This window comes from Capnocytophaga granulosa ATCC 51502 (assembly GCF_000411115.1).
Classification (GTDB): domain Bacteria; phylum Bacteroidota; class Bacteroidia; order Flavobacteriales; family Flavobacteriaceae; genus Capnocytophaga; species Capnocytophaga granulosa.
The window spans coordinates 829,311-850,493 of the sequence record NZ_KE150242.1 but is presented as its reverse complement, the minus strand read 5'-3'; the positions used below and the strand labels follow the sequence as shown (position 1 = coordinate 850,493).

Sequence of the window (21,183 nt, the reverse complement as noted above, 5' to 3'; positions counted from 1 at the left end):
ACATTTTATTCCTATATTTGCACCCAAAAATAATAGCAGATGTCTCCTAAGAAAATAGTAATCTTTATGCTCGGTGTATTGCTCTCTTTGCTATGGCTTACCTTTGTTAGCCGTGAATATATGGACGAAGAGAACGAAGTAGCCCATGGAATAAGAATCGGTAATTTCCAAATGAAGTACCCTACTTTCTGGGATATCTTCTCCCGTCAAGAGCATATTACCAACGATAAGGCTATGGCGATTATACAGGGGAAAGAGCCTGATCTTGAGAAAGTTGAAAAAGATACAATGGGGGCGACAACTATGGTCAATAGGCATAAGTTCGTCTTCCCAGAGGATATGAATCAATTGCGAGACTCCATTGGTGCTTTCCTCTCAGCGGGAAATCCTCCCTTGGTGAGCAATGTGGAGGGGCAGATCTATTATCCTGAACCCGCTAAGGACTTTGTTAAGAAGCTGCATGAGAAGCTCAGCCAGCCCTCTTGTCGTATTCTTCATTATGGAGATTCCAAGCTAGAGGGCGACCGTATCACTGCTTATTTACGCAATGGTCTACAAACACTCTATGGAGGGACAGGGCCTGGCTACTTTCCTATCAAGATGCCTTATGGGCAGCGCAGTATCATAGAACAGACTTCTGGAAACTGGTATCGCTACGCGCTTTTCAATGCCGAACAGCGCAAGAACAAAGACCTTTTGCAGAACAATCAGTATGGGCTTTATGCCAATGTTTGCCGTTTTGCTCCCGCACGTGGTGAGACGGCAGGGCTTAAGACGGCTTCTTTTACCATTTCTCCTTCGCACTCTTATTACAATAGGCTTAGCCAGTACAACCAAGTAACTATACATTATGGTAATTGTACGACACCAGCCTTAGTCATTGTCTATGAAGATAATAAGGAGATAAGAAAGGATACGCTTATAGCCGATGGTGCCTACCATGCTTATAAGCTGAACTTTTCTGCTACGCCCAAGAAACTCAGAGTGCAGTTCTCCAGTACCAAAAGCCCTGATTTCTATGGGGTAACAGCAGGTAGCACTGAGGGGGTACAGGCAGATAATATCCCTACGCGTGGGGATTCGGGCTTTCACTTTACCCGTATTCAGGATACTTACGATGCGATGAGTCGCGAGCTGAAACCCGATATTATTATCTTCCAATTCGGGGGAAACCTTGTTCCATATCTGACCAAAAACAAGGTAGCCTCCAGCGTAAAACGTATCATTACCAATATGCAGTGGGTACAGAAGCGCAACCCCGATGCCCTCTTTATCCTAATAGGCCCCAGCGATATGCTTAAGCGAAGTACCAAGACCACTTATGACATTATCCCAGAACTGGTAGAGGAGATGAAAAAGCAAACGGCTGAGAATGGCTTTGCGTTCTTTAGTATGTACGAGGCCATGGGCGGCAAGAACTCTATGAAGATATGGTATGATAACCGCATGGCAGCCAGCGACTTGGTACATTTCTCTGACAAGGGTACCGAGCGTATGGCACAACTGCTATTCCAGAACTTGGTAGAGGACTTGCTTTCGGTACAATCTCCCGATATGTACAAAAAATAAGCTACTTTTAGAACCCGCCCAACCAGCCTTCTCGGTCAAGGCTGCGGTATTGTATGGCCTCGCCTATATGGTGCTCCTGTATGGTTTCCGCTCCTTCCAAGTCGGCTATGGTACGGGCTACCTTTAGGATGCGGTCATAGGCACGCGCCGAAAGGTTAAGCCGTTCCATGGCTTTCTTGAGCATGGCCAAGGAGGAGGTCTCTACATGGCAGTATTTGCCTATCTGTTGGCTACTCATCTGGGCATTGTAGTGGATATGTTCATACTGGGCAAATCGCTGGGTCTGTATTTCTCTGGCTCGTATGACCCGCTCGCGAATGGCGGTACTGCTTTCGGCCTTTTCCCGCTGGGCAAGTTTTTCAAAAGGTACGGGATTGACCTCTATATGTATATCTATCCTATCGAGCAAAGGCCCAGAAATCTTGCTCAAGTACCGCTGCATCTCGGCAGGGGAGCTTACCATAGGTGCATCAGGATCATTGAAATAACCACTGGGTGAAGGATTCATACTGGCAACCAGCATGAACGAAGCGGGATAGGTGATGGAGAACTTAGTGCGAGAGATAGTAACCTCTCTGTCCTCCAAGGGTTGGCGCATCACCTCCAATACACTACGCTTGAATTCGGGGAGTTCGTCCAAAAAGAGTACTCCATTGTGTGCCAAGGATATTTCCCCTGGCTGTGGATAGCTACCTCCTCCCACTAGCGCCACGTCCGATATGGTATGGTGTGGACTGCGAAAAGGCCGCTGACAGATAAGTCCATTGTCTTTGACCCGCCCCACTACACTGTGTATCTTAGTAGTTTCTAAGGCTTCTTGCAAGGTCATAGGAGGCAGTATGCCAGGTAGGCGCTTGGCCAGCATGGTCTTACCAGAACCAGGAGGGCCAATGAGTATAATGTTATGTCCGCCCGCCGCGGCAATCTCCATACAGCGCTTGACACTTTCTTGGCCTTTGACATCGGCAAAGTCAAACTCTGGGGTTTCCACATGCTTGAAGAACTCCTCACGGGTGTTTAGCTCTACCCGCTGCAAGCTATCTTCCCCATTGAGAAAGTCTATAACCTGCTTGATATTCTCCGCACCATACACCTCTAAGTTGTTCACTATAGCAGCTTCCTTGGCGTTTTGCATAGGGAGTATAAATCCCTTGAACCCTTCCTTTCTGGCTTGGATTGCAATAGGTAGTGCACCCTTGATGGGTTGCAGACTTCCGTCCAGGGAAAGCTCTCCCATGATGATATACCGCTCTATCTCCTCACACTGTATCTGTCCGTTGGCCGCCAAGATGCCTATGGCAAAGCTCAAGTCATAGGCTGACCCCTCTTTGCGCATATCGGCAGGCGCCATATTGATCGTGATTTTCTTTCCAGGGATTTTGTATTGGTTATTGTGTAGCGCTGCTTCTATACGGAAGTTACTCTCCTTGATCGCATTGTCGGGTAGGCCTACTAAGTGGTAGCCCACACCCTTATCTATATTGACCTCAATGGTAATGGTAATTGCCTCTACGCCATAAACAGCACTGCCATAGATCTTTACTAACATGCTCTTTGTTTTTGAAAAAAGATTTTTTGTGTAGAGCAAATTTACGAAAAAATAACGAATTTTGGGTTATAAAAATGATTTTTCTTTTTCTACATGGCTATATCCGTAATTTTCACTACTTTTGTCCTTGTAAAATGAGTAATCATGGAAAATATTTTCACCTATTGTCCCCACTGTGGAAGCAAGGATATAGAGTTTCCTAATTTAGTACGTTTTCTCTGTCACCATTGTGGTTTTGTCTATTACCATAATATAGCTGCTGCCGTGGCAGTTATCTTTAGGCGCGAGAGGGAAATCCTTTTTGCGGTGCGTAATATAGACCCAGACAAGGGCAAACTTGACCTCCCCGGAGGCTTTATAGACCCAGATGAGAATGCCGAAGCAGCCGCTTGTCGTGAGGTAAATGAAGAATTGGGCTTAGAGATAACACCAAGCCAACTAAAATATGTAACGACTCAACCCAATCACTATCTGTACAAGAATATTCCTTATCGTACTATGGATATCTTCTACGAATGCCCCTTGGATGTGCCTGTTTCTGTAAGGGCAGCCGATGAAATCAAGTCCTTACAATGGATTCCCATACCTGAAATAGACCTTAGTAAAATAGGTTTCGTCTCTGTAAGAACAGTCATTGAAAAATATTACTTAAACCAATGAAATTCAATTCCAAATACTTCTTTGCTGCCCTGATCATCTTTTTGGTAGAGGTAGCCATCGCCACTTTATTCAAGAGTGTTTCCTTTGTACGGGCATACTTGGGGGATATTTTGGTAGTGATACTGATTTATTGTTTTATTAGAGCCTTTTTCCGTATCAAGAACACCAAGAAATTACTTATAGGGATTTTCTGCTTTGCTGTATTTGTGGAGATACTACAGTACTTTAAGTTGGCTACTTTCTTCGGTTTTGGCAAGGGTACTCTTGGGTATATTCTACTAGGGAATTACTTTTCCTTTGAGGATATTCTCTGCTATGCCACTGGCTGTTTCTTAGTATTTATCTTTGACAAATAACAGGATTTTACTTTAAGTAACGATTTCTTCCTTTTCATGCAAAGCCTGCTATCCATTGAGGATTAACTTTTTAGAGATGAAGATTAACAAAAATATAAAGGTGTAATTTTGTTTTGTATTTCAGGATTTTATATTTTTGTCCTCAATAAATAATATAGATATGAAGAAATTAACTTTTACAATAGTTATTGCCTCGTTATTTTTGTACTTTTCTTGCAGTAAAGATAATGAGGAATCAGCAGCAGGTACTTTAGGGGTTACAGGCAGTGGTATATACTACCAATTTGCAGGTGGGTATGGGTATTATGACCTTCGCTCAGGGAGAAACATTACTGAGATATTCAAGAGCAATATAGTTGATAAGTATGATGTCTCTTGGGATGGCCAGAAGCTATTGGTGGCTTGGGCAAAACGACCTTATGGCCAATATCAGACGGATTATCTTCAATTTACCTATCTACCTATGCTTGAGAAGAAATCTGGTGCAGCTACCAGAGATGATGATTTCGATAAGCGTAAAATCAATTCCTTTGACTTCAATGGTTATGAGGTAGGTGCCGCTGGCGGGGTAGGTTTTTTCCTCTCGCCTGACGAACGTTTTGTTGCTGTACAAGCCCAAAAATCTATGGGTTATAATGATGATAATCCTGCAAGTATATTGGATAGGAGTAGCGGGCGTGTGCTAAAAGAATTTAATATTGATGGATATGAGCCGCATAGGATCAATATCGTAGGCTGGTCAAGTGTTGGGGAACTTTTCCTTAGTGTAGATAATGAACTCATAAAAGCCTCAGAAAGCAATAATTGGCATATGACCTATGTAAAAAAGCTCCCATTTGATGATATAGAGATGCTCAATATGAACCCACAAGGGACACAATTTGTCTTCAGAAGGGGTGATAAGCATATTTGGCTCTATGATATACAAGAGGACTCACACTACCAAGTAACTACTTCAAAGGTAGATGGCATTACCGATGCAAGAACTTATTATTCAGGTGGAGAGCGTCTCCCATCCTTTTCTCCAGATGGGAAGTATATTGCCTTTACAGGACAACCCAGACACTCTGCAGTGCCCTATGCCTATGACCCAGCGGTATTTGGGACTGCAGCGGTAGTCAATATGCTTATCATTATAGAGAATAATGGCAAAACTAGAGATCTTGATGCCGATAATGACGGTACTATATTCTATCCCAAAGATGGGAAATACCCCATATCAGCAGAGCAACGACTCATCTGGAGATAAAAGAAGTCACTTATTGATAATAGGTAAAGATGCGCTCTACAATGGCAGCAGGTTTGTTATTTTTGTACCAAATTTCCTCTGTGCAGTTGTTGAATTTGTCATAGTGGTAGATGGTTCTATTAGGGGAAGGAATCTGTCCGTCATCTATTTGTAGCAAATTTCCTTTCTCATCATACGTATAATACGTTCCAGAGGTAAAATCGCCTGTAAGAAGATTAAAATTTTCTTCCTTGATGAGTTGGTTATCCTTGTTGTAAGAAAAAAGAGTCTTTATAACCTCTCCTTCTAGAAAATAACTATAACTTTCTACTTCCTTTTCGTTTTCCATACAGTGGTAGGAACGAAATTCCTCTCCCTTGTATGTTTGTATCTCTACTATAGCTCCTTTGGAGTCATAGATGTAGTATCTTGTTCTCTTGTTAGAGATATCTTTCTCATCATGTAAAGGTGTTGTATAGGTGGTCTCTTCATATACTTCATTATTGGCTAAATATTGATAAGTAGTATAAAAACAAAACATCGAGTAACATTCTTTCTTTCCAGCAAGCAATGTACCTTCTTTCGTATATGTATACCAAGTATCATAGGCTTCATCGTCTAAAAGGCTAGTAGATTTGTTTTTTTCATATGTAATATTCCCTTTGCTATTATATGAATATCTATTTTTATTAATGAGTGTATTATTTCTATATTCTGAAATAGCTTTTTTCCTTTTGTTTTTATCAAACAACATTCTTATTTCAAATAAGTTGCCATCAATCTTGTATTTTTTAGAGATCATTACTTTTCCCTCGTAGAAAATTTCTTCTTCTATATGTTCGGGATTGTTTTCCTCTTTGTATTTGTATTCATCAGCTTTTGTAAGTAGATTATCCGTGTTGTATTTGTAAAATATCTTTTGGAAAAGTTTCCCATCGGTATAGTAGTTATAAAATTCTATGATATTTCCCTTTTTATCAAAGATGTATCGGCTATGTACGGGCATACGTTCTACTTTGGCATTTTTAGGAAATATCTTTGCCTCTTTTCCGTTTTTATTTTCATAATGGTAAATGAATTTCTCTACTACTTTTACTTTCCCTTGAGGCGTAATACCTAAGTTTCTAAGGTGTTCCTCCCTATATCTATTAGGGTCATCTTCTTGTGCTAAAAGAGATACATAAAAACAAGAAGAAAAATAAAATAACAAACTAAATAAAAAATGTTTCATAGTATTAAAATATTTTATTCATAATAGGTAAAAGTTCTTTCGTAGATATAGTTCTTTCCATTATTATATTTTTCTATTTTGATAAGATTTTGATAGCTATCATAAGTATAAATTATTTTTTTTATTATTTTATTTCCTTTATAAGTTATTTCAGAGAGTAAGTTATTGTTTTTGTCATATCTATAAATATCTTTATCGGCTTCTTTATTATTTTTATAAATAGTTTTTGTAAGATTATTAGCCATATCATAACTATTTGTCCAATATTCTTTTTTATTATTGCTGTTATTGCTGTATAATAGTTCTGTTTTTATTATTCTATCCTTATCATCATAATAATGAGTATAAGTTCTTACTATTTTTTCTTCTTCATAATCATAGAATTTCTTTATACGACATTTTTCATCATATTGTATTTTTTCTTTAGTAGTACTGTAATAATGTCCATTAAAAAATCTGGTATATTTTTCTTCTTCTATAAGTTGGTTTTCTTTATAATGATAAAATATATGTATTTCGTCTTCACTTCTATTCTTCTCATAAATTTCTATAGGTAAGTTATCTTTATAAATGTTCTTAATGAGAATATTCTCATCTCCATCTATATTTTCTGTAGCCAAGATAAGTCTGTTCTGGTCATCATATTGGTACTTAGTGATACTTTTTTGACTGATAGAGAATTGTGTAAAATAATAATCTTTTTTGATAAGGTTGCCTCTTTCATCATATTCAAGTTTGTATTCCGAGTCTAATTTTCCTTTTAAATAATCAAGCTTCTTTATAAGCTTTCCCTTGTTATTATAAGAATAGATAGTAGTTTCTGTGAGTGTATCATTGCTGTAATAATGACTTTCTAAGAGCTGTTGCTTGTCATTATATTTGTATAGCTCTCGGTAAATAAAAAGAGGATCACTTTCTTTAAGACTATAACCTTTTAATTCTTGTAATAGTCCTAATGGATTATAGAAATAAGAATTTTCTTCTATATAAGTTCCAAAGTTTTCTCCCCATATAAATTTTCTTAGATAAGTAAGACTATCTTTTTCGTTGTATCTCCTTTCATATTTGCTCCTTATATTGCCGTGCATATCATATTTGATAAATAGAATTTCTCTTCCTTCTTTATCAAAGCCATAAGTATAATTATTATCAAAAATTTCCTTTTTTATAGTGTCATATTTATTATATTCTATAAAATAGTGGGCAGTATGCATAGTTTTTACTTTTCCTAAAAGAGGTTTTTTGAACTCATCGTTTATAGCAGGATTTATTTTATATCTTTCTACTTTGTTAGCTGTATTTTGAGCAGATATAGCAGTGGAAAGAAATAGAAAAGGGATTAGAATATATTTCATAGTATCGTAAATTAAAATTATCTTACAGAACGGAGTATTTTTGGTAGTGATTCCTTCCAAAACTTCCAGTTATGAGTACCTTTTCGGAATATTTTGGTGTAGTTTATTTGTTTTTCGTCCAAGAACTGACTGAGTGTTCTGTTGGATTCAATCACTAAAGCATCTTCTTCTCCACATTCCAAGGTGTAAGTAGGAAAATGGTTTTTCTCTGTAGCTAATTTAGCATTGATAATGTTTTTGAGTAGGGTAGTGACAGGTTCTATAAATCCGCCGCTCGTGGAATAGGCATTGCCAAAGAGCTCATGATGTTGGAAAGCTAAGTAAGTTGCTCCGAAGCCGCCCATAGAAAGCCCCGCTATGTTTCGGTGTTCCTTTTCAGAAAGAATACGGTATCTCCTTTCTATCTCAGGAACAAACTCTTGGATAAAGAAGTCTTCATAACGCATATCCGCAGTATTGTAATAGAAAGAGTTAAACCCATTAGGGCAGATGATGATCATCTCTGTAGCGCCTTCGGCTATGGCTTTGTCGGCTGCCGTCTGTAGGCCTCCATCGCTGAACCAACTCTTATAGTCCTGATACATACCATGTAGCAGATAGAGCACAGGATACCTGCGCAGGGGTTCCTTGGCATAGCTGGGTGGAAGATATACCGCATAGTGTTGCTTCCCGCCCAAGATTCGACTTTCAAGGGTAGAGGAGAGGTCTATGGCGGCATCAGAGGGAGGGGGCACTGGGGCACTGCCTATATGAGTGGTCTTTGAACAAGAGAGCGATAGGACAAGACCGATGAGTAAAAAGATCTGTTTCATAATCTTAGGGTTTTAGGGTTATAGAAATATAGCATTAGCCAAAGAGGTGAGCGATGACCTCTTCTACTTTGGCATAGGCAATGATATTGATATTGCTTTTAGTAGCGGTGAGCTTGCAGTATTTGGAGATAAAGATGGTATCAAAACCGAGCTTTTCCGCCTCCGAGATACGTTGTTCTACGCGCTGTACGGGTCGTATTTCTCCCCCTAAACCTACTTCGGCAGCAAAGCAAAAGGTCTTAGGGATCGCCACATCTTCGTTGGAGGAGAGGATAGCCATAGCCACGCCCAAGTCAGTGGAAGGATCATCTACCGAGATTCCTCCAGTGATGTTTAGAAACACGTCCTTGCTGCCTAAGCGGAAGCCCGCGCGCTTTTCCAGTACCGCAAGGAGCATATTCAGGCGCTTGGCATTGAAGCCTGTGGTGGAGCGTTGAGGGGTACCATATACAGCACTGCTCACAAGCGCTTGTATCTCAATCATAAGCGGACGCATACCCTCTATAGTAGCCACTATCGCCGTGCCAGAGCTATTCTCATCGGTTTTGGAAAGGAGCACTTCCGAGGGGTTGTTCACCTCTCTAAGGCCTGTGGAGAGCATCTCATAGATACCCAATTCGGACGTAGAGCCAAAGCGGTTTTTCAGGGCTCTGAGGATACGGAATACATGGTTGCGATCGCCCTCGAATTGTAAGACTGTATCTACCATGTGTTCCAATATCTTAGGTCCTGCTATGGTGCCATCCTTGGTGATATGCCCCACGATAATCACGGGTACGCCTGTGAGCTTGGCATACTTGATGAGCTCTGCTGTACATTCCCGAATCTGTGAGATACTCCCTGCCGAGGCCTCTATATAATCCGAGTGGAGCGTCTGTATGGAGTCTATGATAAGGATTTCAGGGTCAAGGTCTTTTATCTGTTGAAAAATGTTTTGGGTTTTGGTTTCAGTAAGTATATAGCAATTGTTACGAGCATTGGTGATACGCTCTCCACGCATCTTGATTTGTTTTAGGCTTTCCTCGCCCGATACATATAGGGTCTTGTAGGGCATACGCATGGCGATTTGTAGCAGCAGTGTACTCTTCCCTATTCCAGGTTCGCCCCCTATGAGTACAACCGAACCAGGTACAATACCTCCCCCAAGTACATTGTTCAACTCTTGGTCACCGCTATCCAATCGCATTTCCTTTTCCGTGGTGATTTCATGTAAAGGGACGTATTTGTTGGTTTTTCTTGAGCGAGGACTATCATCCAGCTCATCTTCCTTTTTCCATTGGTGTTTTTCTTCCTTTTGGATGACCTCTTCCACAATGGTATTCCACTCTTTACAAGCGTAACATTGTCCTTGCCATTTGCTGTATTGTGCCCCACAGTTCTGGCAGAAAAAAGCAGTTTTTGTCTTTGCCATTTGTCTTTTGTTTTGACAGCAAAGATAAGAATAATTTGTCAATTAGCTCATTTGCCAATGAGTTATTTTGCCAAAAACTAATTTACTGCTGAATATATGCTAAATAATTGGTAAATCACCAAATTTTTTTTATCTTTGCGCCTTAAATCGCTAACCACTGATAACTGACAACTAACAACTGAAAATATGTTCCTAACCGCCGCCCCTCTTTTTTATTATACACGTATCAGAGAAAGATACAAAAACTCCTATTTGGCAGAGGACGTCAATCAGGTGATTATAGGTATTGACTGTGATTACTTAGATGCTAACCAATATAGTTATTCTTCCTTAGAACAGTATCATCAGCAGCAGAAAGCCATTGCTCCTTTTGCGGGGCTTTTTGGAGTGTTTTCTTATGAAACGATTCATTTCTTTGAACAAATTCCTGAGAAAGCCCAAAGGCAGTATGATTTTCCTGCCTTTGTCTTTGCCAACGCGAAGGCTTATCTGCACTACTCCAAGGTGAGTAAGGTGTATTCTTTCTATGGTGATGAGCAGCAGTATTTCCACTTCTTAGAGGAGGCTAATAACCAAGAGTTGCCTCCAACACAAGAGGCTTTTTACCAGCTACAGACCGACCTTACCCAGGAGAGGGTACATTTCTATCAAATGGTAGAGAAAGCCAAGGAGTATATACGTTCAGGCGATGTCTTCCAAGTGGTACTCAGTGAGCAGTTGTCTTTGGAGAGTAATTTGGATTCGCTTGATTTCTACCGCTACTTGAGTAAGGCCAATCCTTCTCCCTATATGTTCCACTTCCCAACCCAATATGGTGATGTGGTGGGTTCTTCTCCCGAAATTTTAGTAGATATCACAGCTAGCCAAATTCATATAGCCCCTATTGCAGGTTCTCGTCCACGTGGAAAAGATGCCAATGAGGACTTACGCCTAGAACAGGAGCTTTTGGCTGACCCCAAAGAGTGCGCTGAGCATCGTATGTTGGTGGATTTGGCGCGCAATGATATTGGCAAATTTGCCGAAAAAGGTTCTGTAGTGGTCAAAGACATGATGCATATACTTCGCTACGAACATATCATGCATATAGAGTCCCATGTATATGGCACCAAGCGTGCCGAAGTATCTCCTTTTGAGGTGATTTCTATCGTTTTCCCCGCTGGTACCCTCAGTGGTGCTCCCAAAATACGAGCGATGGAGATCATCAGCGAACTCGAATCTTTCCGTCGTAATGTATATGGAGGGGGGATCGGTTTTCTACACTTCAATGGCAATGTACAGCTGGCTATTGTCATACGCAGTGCCTTTTTTGAAAAAACAGACAAGGACAAGCAGCTCTCAAAGGTCTTTATCCAAGCGGGGGCAGGCATTGTTTATGATTCTTCCCCAGAAAGGGAGTATGACGAAATCTGCCACAAGCGGGCTTCTGTACTGAATGTATTTACCAAAAATTGTAAAGAGAAATGATATTACTGATAGATAATTACGATTCTTTTGTATTCAATGTCGCTCAATACCTCCAAGAACTCACCGAAGAGCAGGTGAGAACCGTACGCAACGATGCGATTACTTGGGAGCAGATCACCGCCCTACAACCCTCTCGCATCGTGCTCTCTCCAGGGCCAAAGCATCCTAAGGATAGTGGTATCTGTTTGGAGATTCTTCAGAAGACTACAACCATTCCTGTATTGGGTATCTGCTTAGGACATCAGGCCTTTGGTCTGGTCAATGGGGCAGAAATTAAGCGTATGGAAGTGCCCCTACATGGGAAAACCTCTACCCTTACGGTGACTGATGATAATACCCTACTTTTCAGCGGCTTACCCAAACAGTTTCAGGTAATGCGCTACCACTCTCTCTATGTAGGAAAGGAGCAACTCCCTGAGAATATTCGTGTGACAGCTCTTTCGGACGATGATATCATTATGGCCTTAGAGCACAAAGAAAAGCCTATCTATAGCATACAGTTTCACCCCGAATCATTTTTTACCGAGTATGGCAAACATATCATCAAGAACTTTATCACCCATACTCAGAAGGTACAACCCTCACAAGCTGATCATACACTTGAGAGGGCAAGAGCCAATGAGGTATTCAAGGCAGCACTGAAGAAGTTGCAGGAGAATATTCCTTTAGCCAACGAAGATTTCAAGGAAATTTGCGCTGTTATCCATACCAAACAGTATGATATTGTTCAGTTAGGGGCTCTTTTGGTCTTGATTTCAGAGAAAAGTCTTTATCCTGAATCTCTGACTGCTTTTGTAAGGAATATTTTGGCCTATAGTACTACCTTTGCCGATGAGAGTCCTATGATAGACCTCTGTGGGACAGGAGGTGATGGCCTTAAAACGATTAACATCTCCACTACAGTGGCTTTTATCGTGGCGGCTATGGGGGTGAAGGTAGCCAAGCATGGTAATCGCTCGGTAACTAGCCAAAGTGGTAGCTCTGATGTATTAGGCCAACTGGGGATTCCTTTGGAAACATCACTTTTGGAACAACTAACACACCTCCAGAAAGAGCACTTGGCTTTCTTCCATGCGCCTTTCTTTCACCCTTTGGTAGGGGAGGTGAAGGAGGTTAGGCAAAGGCTCGGTATACGTACAGTGTTCAATGTCTTAGGCCCCTTATTGCACCCCAATACCAAGCTCAAGTATCAGCTGGTAGGTCTCTACCATGAGCCTGTGCAGCGCTTGTACGCCGAGACGCTCCAGCTATTGGGTAGAAAACACGCCTTGGTCGTAAGGGGTAATGACGGGTTGGACGAGATTACCCTCTGCGATGAGACTAAGATTGTGGAAGTCAAGGACGGAAAGATACTTGAATATACTATAGCCCCTGAGATGTTTGGCTTCAAAAGGGCTTTCCATGCCGATATACAGGGAGGTACTCCAGAGGAAAATGCGGACATACTGCTAAGAACGCTCAAGGGAGAAGAACAATCTCCCAAGTCGGATATCGTGATACTCAATGCTATGTTTGCCCTCTATACAGCCGACTTTGTCAAGCATCCTGCTGAGGCCAAACCGCTTATAGAGGAGGCTATCCGTAGCGGAAAGGTGTACGAACACTATTTCAAGGTAAAAGATAAAAGGTAAAAGGAGTATGAGACAAAAGCTATTAAAATACATATTGTTTCTAATAGCTGTTTTTGTAACAGATGTTATTTTCCTATTCTTATCCATGAAGGATTATAAGGGGGGTATGTCCTCTTCTTGTTTAGAATGTTCCTTAGGAGAGGATATTTTTGTATTTTTACTCATAAAAATAGGTGTTTTAGCAGTACTACTTACTCTTTTGTTTAGAGTAGTGAAGAGGAGCGTATATTTGTATGGATTGATTTTATTATTTCTATTATCCACGCTCTACTATATTAATTATATGCTTTTTGTAGATAGAGTTGCCGCTTGGAGTACTTATTCTTTTGAGGAGACATGGATTGCCATATTTTGGGATTCCTATAGATATTTTCCTATGCTTATGATTATATATGTTCTTCTGACAAATAAGTTCATTAAAGAAATAGAAAGCATTAACTATTAATGCGAATCAATAGTTAAAAATATCTGTATAATCTAATTCGTTAAGAAGCAATTTATTGCGTCTTAGAAAGTTAGCAAATTTGTATCTTAACGATAGAATTGCATTAACAATTAACAATTGATAATTAATCATTACTTTGGATATATTATTACAAATAAAACAGCAAAGAGACCTACAACTCCAGCGAGAGTTCACTTCTGTGGAGCGCCCCTCTTTTTTTAAGGCGCTGGCACAAGAAGGCATACGTATCATAGGAGAGATCAAGCGGGCTTCTCCCTCCAAGGGACAGATTGCTTTGGAGGATTTTGACCTCTTAAAGCAAGCGGCTCACTATGTGCAGCATGGAGTGGCAGCTTTCTCTATATTGACCGAAGAAGCCTATTTCAAAGGAGATAACACCTTTATTCCTCAGGTAGTAACGGCTTTCCCTCAGGTGCCAATCCTTAGGAAAGACTTTATCTATACCCCTTTTCAGGTAGCACAGGCTAAGTTCTTAGGGGCCTCGGCTATCTTGCTGATAGTAAGAATGCTTTCCGATGAGCAGTTACAGGCACTCCACACCTTGGCCTATGACTTACAAATGGACGTGCTGGTAGAGGTACATGATGAGGCTGAACTGCAAAGAGCATTGCGTATTCCTAAGTTGAAGATTTTGGGAATCAACAACCGTAACCTCAATACCTTTGAGGTTTCCTTGCAAACTACCGAGCGACTGCTATCCCAAATTCCAGAAGGACAACGCTCTTCACTCTTGGTAGTAAGCGAAAGCGGTTATCTATCAAAGCAAGACGTACGTTATGCCGAGACCTTGGGAGTAGATGCACTCCTTATAGGGGAAGCGCTCATGAAAGGACTTTTATTCTAATGGAAAAAACAGCTTTGAAGATATGTGGCATTCGTAGTTTGGAGGAGATACAGGACTTGAAGGACTTGCCTATTGATTATTTTGGGTGTATCTTTGCTCCCAAAAGTCCTCGTTGTGTTTCTATGACATTGGCCAAAGAGATCACCGAAGTAGCCCATAGCGAAGGGAAGCGGACGGTAGGGGTCTTTGTCAATGCACCTCTTGAACAAATAATGGATACGGTACGCCTTACAGGGATAGATGTGGTACAACTGCATGGAGAAGAGTCTGCCGACTTTTGCAAGACGCTGGCAGCTAAGGGAATAGAGGTGTGGAAAGCATTCCCTGTATGGGATAAGCTGCCTGAGTTGGGTGATTATCTACCCAATATTACCTTTCCCCTGTTAGACACCAAGGGAGCCGCCGAAGGGGGTAATGGCTTTGCTTTCAATTGGCAACTATTGGAAGGGCTTCCTTCCTATAGCTTTATCTTGGCCGGTGGCGTCTCAGAGGAGAATGTACGAGAAGCGCTCCAGTATAAGCCTACAATTATAGATGTCAATAGCAAAGTGGAGCAAGGTGACAGAAAAAGCCGCTCCCTGATAGAAAAACTAATAGAAAAGATACATAAATACAATAAATAGCCTAATAATATGATAAAAAAAGCCTACTTTGGAAACTTTGGAGGGCAATATGTACCTGAAACGGCCATGTTTGCCTTAATAGAGTTGGAAAAGGAATACGAGAAAGCTAAAGGTGACCCTCAGTTCCAAGCAGAATTGGAGGATTTGCTCAAGAATTATGTAGGTCGTCCTACACCCTTATATTATGCCAAGAACCTCAGTGCGCACTACGGACATGATATCTTCCTTAAGCGAGAAGATCTCAACCACACAGGGGCACATAAGATCAATAATGCCTTAGGTCAAGTACTTTTGGCCAAACGTATGGGTAAGAAAAAAGTAATTGCCGAGACAGGAGCAGGCCAACATGGAGTGGCTACCGCTACCGCGGCGGCACTCTTAGGGCTTGAGTGTGAGGTGTATATGGGAGCCGTGGATATGCAGCGCCAACAACTGAATGTCTTCCGTATGGAACTTTTGGGGGCTAAGGTGGTTGCCATAGAGGACGGCCTCAAAACGCTCAAGGAGGCTACCACAGCAGCGATACAGTCTTGGGTGGCTGAGATAGAAACAGTTTTCTATGTGATAGGTTCTGCCGTGGGGCCACACCCTTATCCGACGATCGTAAGAGACTTCCAGTCGGTGATAGGTCGTGAAGCACGAGAGCAACTCACCGCTTTAGGTAAGCATGCCGACCACATCATCGCTTGTGTAGGCGGTGGAAGCAATGCGATAGGCATTTTCTCAGGCTTTTTGGACGATACCTCTACCGAGCTCTATGGAGCTGAGGCAGGGGGCGAGGGTATAGATACCGAGCGACATGCTGCCACTCTTACCCTAGGGCGCGAGGGAATTATTCATGGAATGAAAACCTATGTTCTGCAAGACAAGTACGGACAGATAAGCCCTGTACATTCTATCTCAGCAGGCTTGGACTACCCAGGAATAGGCCCTGAACATGCTTATTTGTTCCAAACCAAAAGAGCTCACTATGTTCCTATTACCGATGAGGAGGCTATGAATGCGCTGCTGCTGACCACTCGTAAGGAAGGTATTATTCCAGCTATTGAGAGTGCGCATGCTTTGGCCTATTTAGACAAATTGTGTCCAACGCTTCCTAAGGATAAAAAGCAAACCATTGTGGTAAATGTATCAGGTAGGGGCGACAAGGATATGCACACCGTTTTTTCAGTATTAAAAGGAGAAAAATATGAATAAGAATACCATTGCTACTGTTTTCAGTGAAAAAGAAAAGGTTAATATAGGTTACATTGTGGCAGGTTATCCCTCTGTGGATTTTACCAAATCGTTCCTCTCCAATTTGGATAGAACAGTCATAGATATCTTGGAGATAGGTATTCCTTACTCTGACCCTTTGGCCGATGGAAAGCTCATCTCTCAGGCTTCTTTTGCCGCCTCCCAAGCAGGAGTAACTACCGATACGGTCTTTGACCTGCTCGCTTCGGTAAAAGGCACAGTACATAAACCCTTAGTGTTCTTGGTCTATTACAATCTTGTCTTTGCTTATGGAGTAGATGCCTTTTTGCAGAAATGTGCAGAGGTGGGTATCAGCGGGCTGATTATCCCTGACCTGCCTTATGAAGAAGCGCAAGAGCTGGTAGAAAAACTTAGGGCGCACCATATTGCTTTTATTCCACTAGTGAGTGTAACTTCCGAGGGGCGTATCGCCTCTATAGCTTCCTTAGGCGATGGTTTTGTATATGCTGTGGGTTCTCTGGGGGTTACAGGAAGCAAACAAGTGGATTTGTCACGTCTTCAGGAGTTTATTGCGCGAGTGAGATCCCAGACTTCCTTACCTGTATCCTTAGGTTTTGGTATCAAGACCCATGCCGATGTAGCGCAGATGCGCCAATATGCCGATGGGGTCATCGTAGGTACTAGTATTGTGGCACTTACTAGCTCCAACAACCTCGAAGAGACGATTACTCAAATAAATGAACTCTTTAAATAATGATTAATTGTTAATGGTTAATTGTTAATTTGTAGGGGCGAATGGCAATTCGCCCTTTTATTGTTCGCAAATTATCCTTTTATTATTAGCAATCCTCCCTTTCGTTTTGTTTAAAAGTAGTTTTTGCTATGGGGGGTATTTTTCCTTATTTTTGCCCTTTAAAATAAAAAGCAAAATGAGATTCTTTTTCTTACTGTTTTTCTCCTCTTTGGTAGCTTTCTCTCAGCAGATAGACCCACTTCGTACCAAAGACGAACAAGCACAAACCCGCTGGGTGGATAGCCTGTATAACTCCATGAACTTGGATCAAAAAATAGGACAACTATTTATGGTTCAGGCTTTTAGTTCGCATACAGCCAAGCAGCAGAAACCTATCAAGGATTTGATTAAGAAATATCATATTGGGGGGATTATCTTCTCCAAAGGTTCCCCTGTGGCTCAGGCAAAACTTACCAATGAGTTCCAGTCTATGGCCAAAACACCGCTCTTGGTGGCTATGGATGCTGAGTGGGGACTGGCTATGCGCCTTGATTCCGTTTATGCCTTTCCGTGGAATATGACCTTGGGCGCCCTCAAGGACAATGGCTTGGTGGAACAAACAGGCAAACGTATCGCCCAACACTGCAAGCGCTTAGGAGTGCATATTGATTTTGCACCTGATATTGACATCAATACCAATCCAAAAAATCCTATCATAGGTAACCGCTCTTTTGGCGAAAGCAAGTTCAATGTTGCCCAGAAAGGCGTAGCTCTCACCAAGGGCATGCAGAGCGTAGGGGTATTGGCTTGTGGCAAGCACTTCCCTGGTCATGGGGATACCGAAAAGGATTCTCATAAGACCCTCCCTACTGTCTCCTTCTCTCGCGAACGCTTGGAGAGTACCGAGTTCTACCCCTTCCAACAGCTTATCAGTGCAGGAGTGGCCTCCCTTATGGTAGGTCACCTGAATGTACCTGCCTTAGATGAGGGCAAGCCTACCTCTATCTCCTACAAAGTGGTCTCTGGACTGATCAAGCAGCAAATGGGCTTTCAGGGACTCATCTTCTCCGATGCCTTGGGGATGAAGGGCGTGGCCGACTATGCCGAGTCTTCCCAAGTGGATCTACAGGCTTTCTTGGCGGGTAATGATATCCTTTTGATGTCCTCCGACCCAATCAAAGGGATAGAAGCACTCAAGAAGGCTTACGAGAAAGGAGAGATCAACGAATACCGCTTGGCACATTCGGTGAAAAAGATACTTAAAGCTAAGTACTGGGCAGGACTTAATAAGTACAAACCTGTGTCACTAACCAACCTTACCCAAGACCTTAATACCAAGGAGGACGACCTACTTGTAGAAAAAATCTATGAGAAGGCCATTACCTTAGCCCAAAACCCTAAAAATGTACTGCCACTAAAGAATTTAGATACTAAGAAGACTGCATACATCAAGTTTGGTGATGATTCAGGGTGGGAGTTTTTCAAGAATTTACGCTATTATCAGGACGTAGTACAGCTCAAGAGTGGTTCATGGGAGGCACTCAAGAAAGAAATGGCACCCTACGACCGTATTATCATTGGTCTGCACCGCTCTAGCGCTTCTCCTTGGACAGAATATAAGTTCAATGCTCAGGAGTTAGCTCTCCTCCAGAACATAGTCAAGGAGAAAAAGGAGGTGATACTCTCTATCTTTACCAAACCTTATGCCCTTTTGGACTTGCCAGACCTCAGCCATTTTGCGGCTGTGGTGGTGGCCTACCAGAATGTACCTTTTGCGCAGCAGAAAGCAGCCCAACTCATCTATGGGGCGATTCCTTTTGAGGGTGTCTTGCCGGTAACCGCCCATAAGAGTATCCTCTTTGGTCGTAACCTACCTACCAAACCCCTCAATCGCTTGGCCTATGGCCTACCTGAGAATGCGGGATTGAACTCGAAAAATTTTTACAAAATAGACTCTATAGTAACCGAAGCTATTCAAAAGCAAATGACCCCCTCGGCTCAAGTATTAGTAGCACGCAATGGGGTAGTGGTCTATCAGAAGAGTTTTGGCCGCTGTACCTATGATAAAAACGCCGAACAGGTAACCAATAACACCTTATATGACTTGGCTTCACTGACCAAGATTCTCTCTACCTTGCCTGAGCTAATTGACCTATATGACAAACAGAAAATAAAGCTCAATGCTTCCCTCTCTACGCTGCTCCCTATGCTCAGTGGTACCAATAAAGCCAATATCACCGTCAAGGAGGCACTCTCTCACTATGGACAATTACAGGCTTGGCTGCCTTTCTATCGTAGAACTATGGATACAAAGACCAAAGTCCTCTCTTCTGATATCTATAACTCGACACTTACGCCCAAATATCCAACTCAAGTGGCCGAAAATATATTTATCACAGATCATTATCGTGATACGATCCTACAATCTATTGCGAAAAGTGACCTGATCAAGCAAAAAAAATACCTTTATAGCGATCTTTCTTATTATTTGTTTCAAAAATATATAGAGAATACCAAGGGCAAACCGCTGAATGAGTTGGTAGAAAAAGATTTTTATAAGAGTATGGGTGCCTATCAGCTCACTTACCGCCCTTTAGATCATTTTCCTAAGGAACAGATAGCCCCTTCGGAGGAGGATAAGAACTTCCGCCAACAGCTTCTCCGTGGTTATGTAAATGATCAAGGGGCTGCTATGCTCGGTGGAGTAGCAGGTCATGCAGGACTTTTTGGTACAGCCAACGATGTGGCCAAGATGATGCAGCTCTATTTGCAAAAGGGCTATTACGGAGGGGTACGCTACTTCTCCGCCAATGCTTTTGATGCTTTCAATAAAACGTATTTTATCTCCGAACGCAACCGACGTGCCTTGGGCTTTGACAAACCGCAACTTCCTGGACAGGGAGGTTATACCTGTGGCTGTGTATCGCCTGAGAGCTTTGGACATACAGGCTTTACAGGTACCTTGGCTTGGGCAGACCCTGCCACTCAGACCATCTATGTCTTCCTCTCCAACCGTACTTTTCCTACCGCTGATAACAAAAAGTTGATTACCGAGAATATCCGTGCCAAAATCCAAAAGGTAGTACAAGAATCCATAATGTAGTTTTGAGTTTTGAGTTTTGAGTTTTGAGTTTTGAGTTCTGAGTTTTGAGTTCTGAGTTTTGAGTTCTGAGTTTTGAGTTTTGAGTTTTGAGTTTTTAGTATATGACCCCTACACAAGCACAAATCGAACAATTAGTGGCCGACCTCAATGCTATGACTTATCGTGAGGTAATTCGCATTTCGCTGTCCTTAGCTGATAACTTGGCGCTTACCGATAGCAAGTTGGGCGGAATACCTTACATTCCTCAGGGAGCTGTGCTGCCTACCGATGTCGAAGGCAAACCGCTGTTTATGTTGGCACAAATCAATTGTGAGCAGTTGCCGGAGAATACTTTATACCCCAAGAAAGGACTCTTGCAGTTTTGGATTGCTGCTACAGAAGCTCCTCTATATGGGTTGGATTATGGAGCCCCTTGTAGCAATGATTTTAAGCGGGTGATCTATTATCCCGATTTTGGAGAAGCCCTACCTATAGACGATTTTATCAACGATTATACTTTTGATAATGAAAATCTACCTTTCAATTCTAAAAGGCAATTTGCTTTGCATTTCAAAAAGGACACAGAGAGTATTTCTTTAGAAGAAAGAGCTGCTACCCAACTCTTTTTTGAGAAATGGAATGAAGCCTTTTCAACTCATATAACTACCATTGATGAGTTTTTTGATGAAGTACCTGATGATATTTGTGAGAAAATCAATGCCTATCTACTGAAAGAGCCCACTGGACACAAAATAGGCGGTTATCCTTACTTTATTGAGTATGATCCTCGTGAAGAAAATGACCCTCATACTTTCCTACTCCTGCAAATAGATATTGATAACGTAGAAGGGGAAGAGATTTGTTGGGGAAATCTCGGAGGTGTAGCTAACTTTTTTATCTCCCCTGAAGATCTGGATAATTGTAAGTTTGATAATATATTTTTTCATTGGGAAGATAATTATCAGAGCTAAA

The 21,183-nt window shown here is 41.7% G+C and carries 18 protein-coding genes; 13 read left to right on the top strand and 5 right to left on the bottom strand.

Annotated elements, in window-relative coordinates:
- Positions 1 to 39 precede the first annotated feature (39 nt).
- A complete protein-coding gene (locus tag HMPREF9331_RS03810) occupies positions 40 to 1,569 on the top strand; it encodes an SGNH/GDSL hydrolase family protein (RefSeq protein WP_016419816.1) in 1,530 nt (509 codons plus the stop codon).
- Positions 1,570 to 1,576: 7 nt separating this feature from the next.
- Here the strand turns inward: HMPREF9331_RS03810 and HMPREF9331_RS03805 are convergent, their stop codons facing one another.
- Positions 1,577 to 3,118: a YifB family Mg chelatase-like AAA ATPase gene (locus tag HMPREF9331_RS03805; RefSeq protein WP_016419815.1), complete on the bottom strand. Its 1,542-nt coding sequence runs from the start codon at positions 3,116 to 3,118 to the stop codon at positions 1,577 to 1,579.
- 144 nt (positions 3,119 to 3,262) lie between these two features.
- Here HMPREF9331_RS03805 and HMPREF9331_RS03800 point away from each other — a divergent pair, with 144 nt between their 5' ends.
- The 3 genes from HMPREF9331_RS03800 to HMPREF9331_RS03790 all read left to right on the top strand — a co-directional run bounded on the left by HMPREF9331_RS03800 (position 3,263) and on the right by HMPREF9331_RS03790 (position 5,383).
- Positions 3,263 to 3,778, top strand: coding sequence for an NUDIX hydrolase (locus HMPREF9331_RS03800; RefSeq protein ID WP_016419814.1), 516 nt, complete (start codon positions 3,263 to 3,265; stop codon positions 3,776 to 3,778).
- Entirely contained in the window at positions 3,775 to 4,134 is a 360-nt protein-coding gene (locus HMPREF9331_RS03795) for a ribosomal maturation YjgA family protein (RefSeq protein WP_016419813.1), read from the top strand. Before HMPREF9331_RS03800 ends, HMPREF9331_RS03795 begins: the two co-directional genes overlap by 4 nt.
- A gap of 160 nt (positions 4,135 to 4,294) precedes the next feature.
- The gene (locus HMPREF9331_RS03790) at positions 4,295 to 5,383 is read left to right on the top strand and encodes a WD40 repeat domain-containing protein (protein ID WP_016419812.1); all 1,089 of its coding nucleotides are present in this window, start codon (positions 4,295 to 4,297) and stop codon (positions 5,381 to 5,383) included.
- A 10-nt stretch (positions 5,384 to 5,393) separates the two neighbouring features.
- On the opposite strand, the gene HMPREF9331_RS03785 is transcribed toward HMPREF9331_RS03790, so the two are convergent.
- The 4 genes from HMPREF9331_RS03785 to radA are packed head-to-tail and all read right to left on the bottom strand — an operon-like array spanning position 5,394 to position 10,171.
- Complete coding sequence (locus HMPREF9331_RS03785) at positions 5,394 to 6,593, bottom strand: RHS repeat protein (RefSeq protein ID WP_016419811.1); 1,200 nt, start codon at positions 6,591 to 6,593, stop codon at positions 5,394 to 5,396.
- Positions 6,594 to 6,607: 14 nt separating this feature from the next.
- A complete protein-coding gene (locus HMPREF9331_RS03780) occupies positions 6,608 to 7,948 on the bottom strand; it encodes a hypothetical protein (RefSeq protein ID WP_016419810.1) in 1,341 nt (446 codons plus the stop codon).
- Positions 7,949 to 7,965: 17 nt separating this feature from the next.
- A complete protein-coding gene (locus tag HMPREF9331_RS03775) occupies positions 7,966 to 8,760 on the bottom strand; it encodes an alpha/beta hydrolase (RefSeq protein ID WP_016419809.1) in 795 nt (264 codons plus the stop codon).
- A 34-nt stretch (positions 8,761 to 8,794) separates the two neighbouring features.
- Entirely contained in the window at positions 8,795 to 10,171 is a 1,377-nt protein-coding gene (gene radA, locus HMPREF9331_RS03770; RefSeq protein ID WP_016419808.1) for a DNA repair protein RadA, read from the bottom strand.
- A gap of 186 nt (positions 10,172 to 10,357) precedes the next feature.
- On the opposite strand from radA, the gene HMPREF9331_RS03765 reads away from it, so the two are divergent.
- From HMPREF9331_RS03765 to HMPREF9331_RS03725, 9 genes are all read left to right on the top strand, one after another.
- Positions 10,358 to 11,635 (top strand): anthranilate synthase component I family protein, encoded by a 1,278-nt coding sequence (locus tag HMPREF9331_RS03765; RefSeq protein WP_016419807.1) that lies wholly within the window; start codon positions 10,358 to 10,360, stop codon positions 11,633 to 11,635.
- Positions 11,632 to 13,266 (top strand): anthranilate phosphoribosyltransferase, encoded by a 1,635-nt coding sequence (trpD, locus tag HMPREF9331_RS03760; RefSeq protein ID WP_016419806.1) that lies wholly within the window; start codon positions 11,632 to 11,634, stop codon positions 13,264 to 13,266. The genes HMPREF9331_RS03765 and trpD overlap by 4 nt, the downstream gene beginning before the upstream one ends.
- A gap of 7 nt (positions 13,267 to 13,273) precedes the next feature.
- On the top strand, positions 13,274 to 13,711 hold the full coding sequence (locus HMPREF9331_RS03755) for a hypothetical protein (protein WP_016419805.1): 438 nt from the start codon (positions 13,274 to 13,276) through the stop codon (positions 13,709 to 13,711).
- A gap of 136 nt (positions 13,712 to 13,847) precedes the next feature.
- Positions 13,848 to 14,576, top strand: a complete 729-nt coding sequence (gene trpC / locus HMPREF9331_RS03750; protein WP_016419804.1) for an indole-3-glycerol phosphate synthase TrpC — start codon at positions 13,848 to 13,850, stop codon at positions 14,574 to 14,576.
- Positions 14,576 to 15,199, top strand: a complete 624-nt coding sequence (locus tag HMPREF9331_RS03745) for a phosphoribosylanthranilate isomerase (protein ID WP_016419803.1) — start codon at positions 14,576 to 14,578, stop codon at positions 15,197 to 15,199. Before trpC ends, HMPREF9331_RS03745 begins: the two co-directional genes overlap by 1 nt.
- A 9-nt stretch (positions 15,200 to 15,208) precedes the next feature.
- Entirely contained in the window at positions 15,209 to 16,396 is a 1,188-nt protein-coding gene (trpB, locus tag HMPREF9331_RS03740) for a tryptophan synthase subunit beta (RefSeq protein WP_016419802.1), read from the top strand.
- Positions 16,389 to 17,150, top strand: a complete 762-nt coding sequence (gene trpA, locus HMPREF9331_RS03735; RefSeq protein ID WP_016419801.1) for a tryptophan synthase subunit alpha — start codon at positions 16,389 to 16,391, stop codon at positions 17,148 to 17,150. The genes trpB and trpA overlap by 8 nt, the downstream gene beginning before the upstream one ends.
- A gap of 175 nt (positions 17,151 to 17,325) precedes the next feature.
- The gene (locus HMPREF9331_RS03730; RefSeq protein WP_016419800.1) at positions 17,326 to 20,232 is read left to right on the top strand and encodes a serine hydrolase domain-containing protein; all 2,907 of its coding nucleotides are present in this window, start codon (positions 17,326 to 17,328) and stop codon (positions 20,230 to 20,232) included.
- Between the two features lie 101 nt (positions 20,233 to 20,333).
- The gene (locus HMPREF9331_RS03725) at positions 20,334 to 21,182 is read left to right on the top strand and encodes a YwqG family protein (RefSeq protein ID WP_016419799.1); all 849 of its coding nucleotides are present in this window, start codon (positions 20,334 to 20,336) and stop codon (positions 21,180 to 21,182) included.
- The last annotated feature ends 1 nt before the right edge of the window (position 21,183 follow it).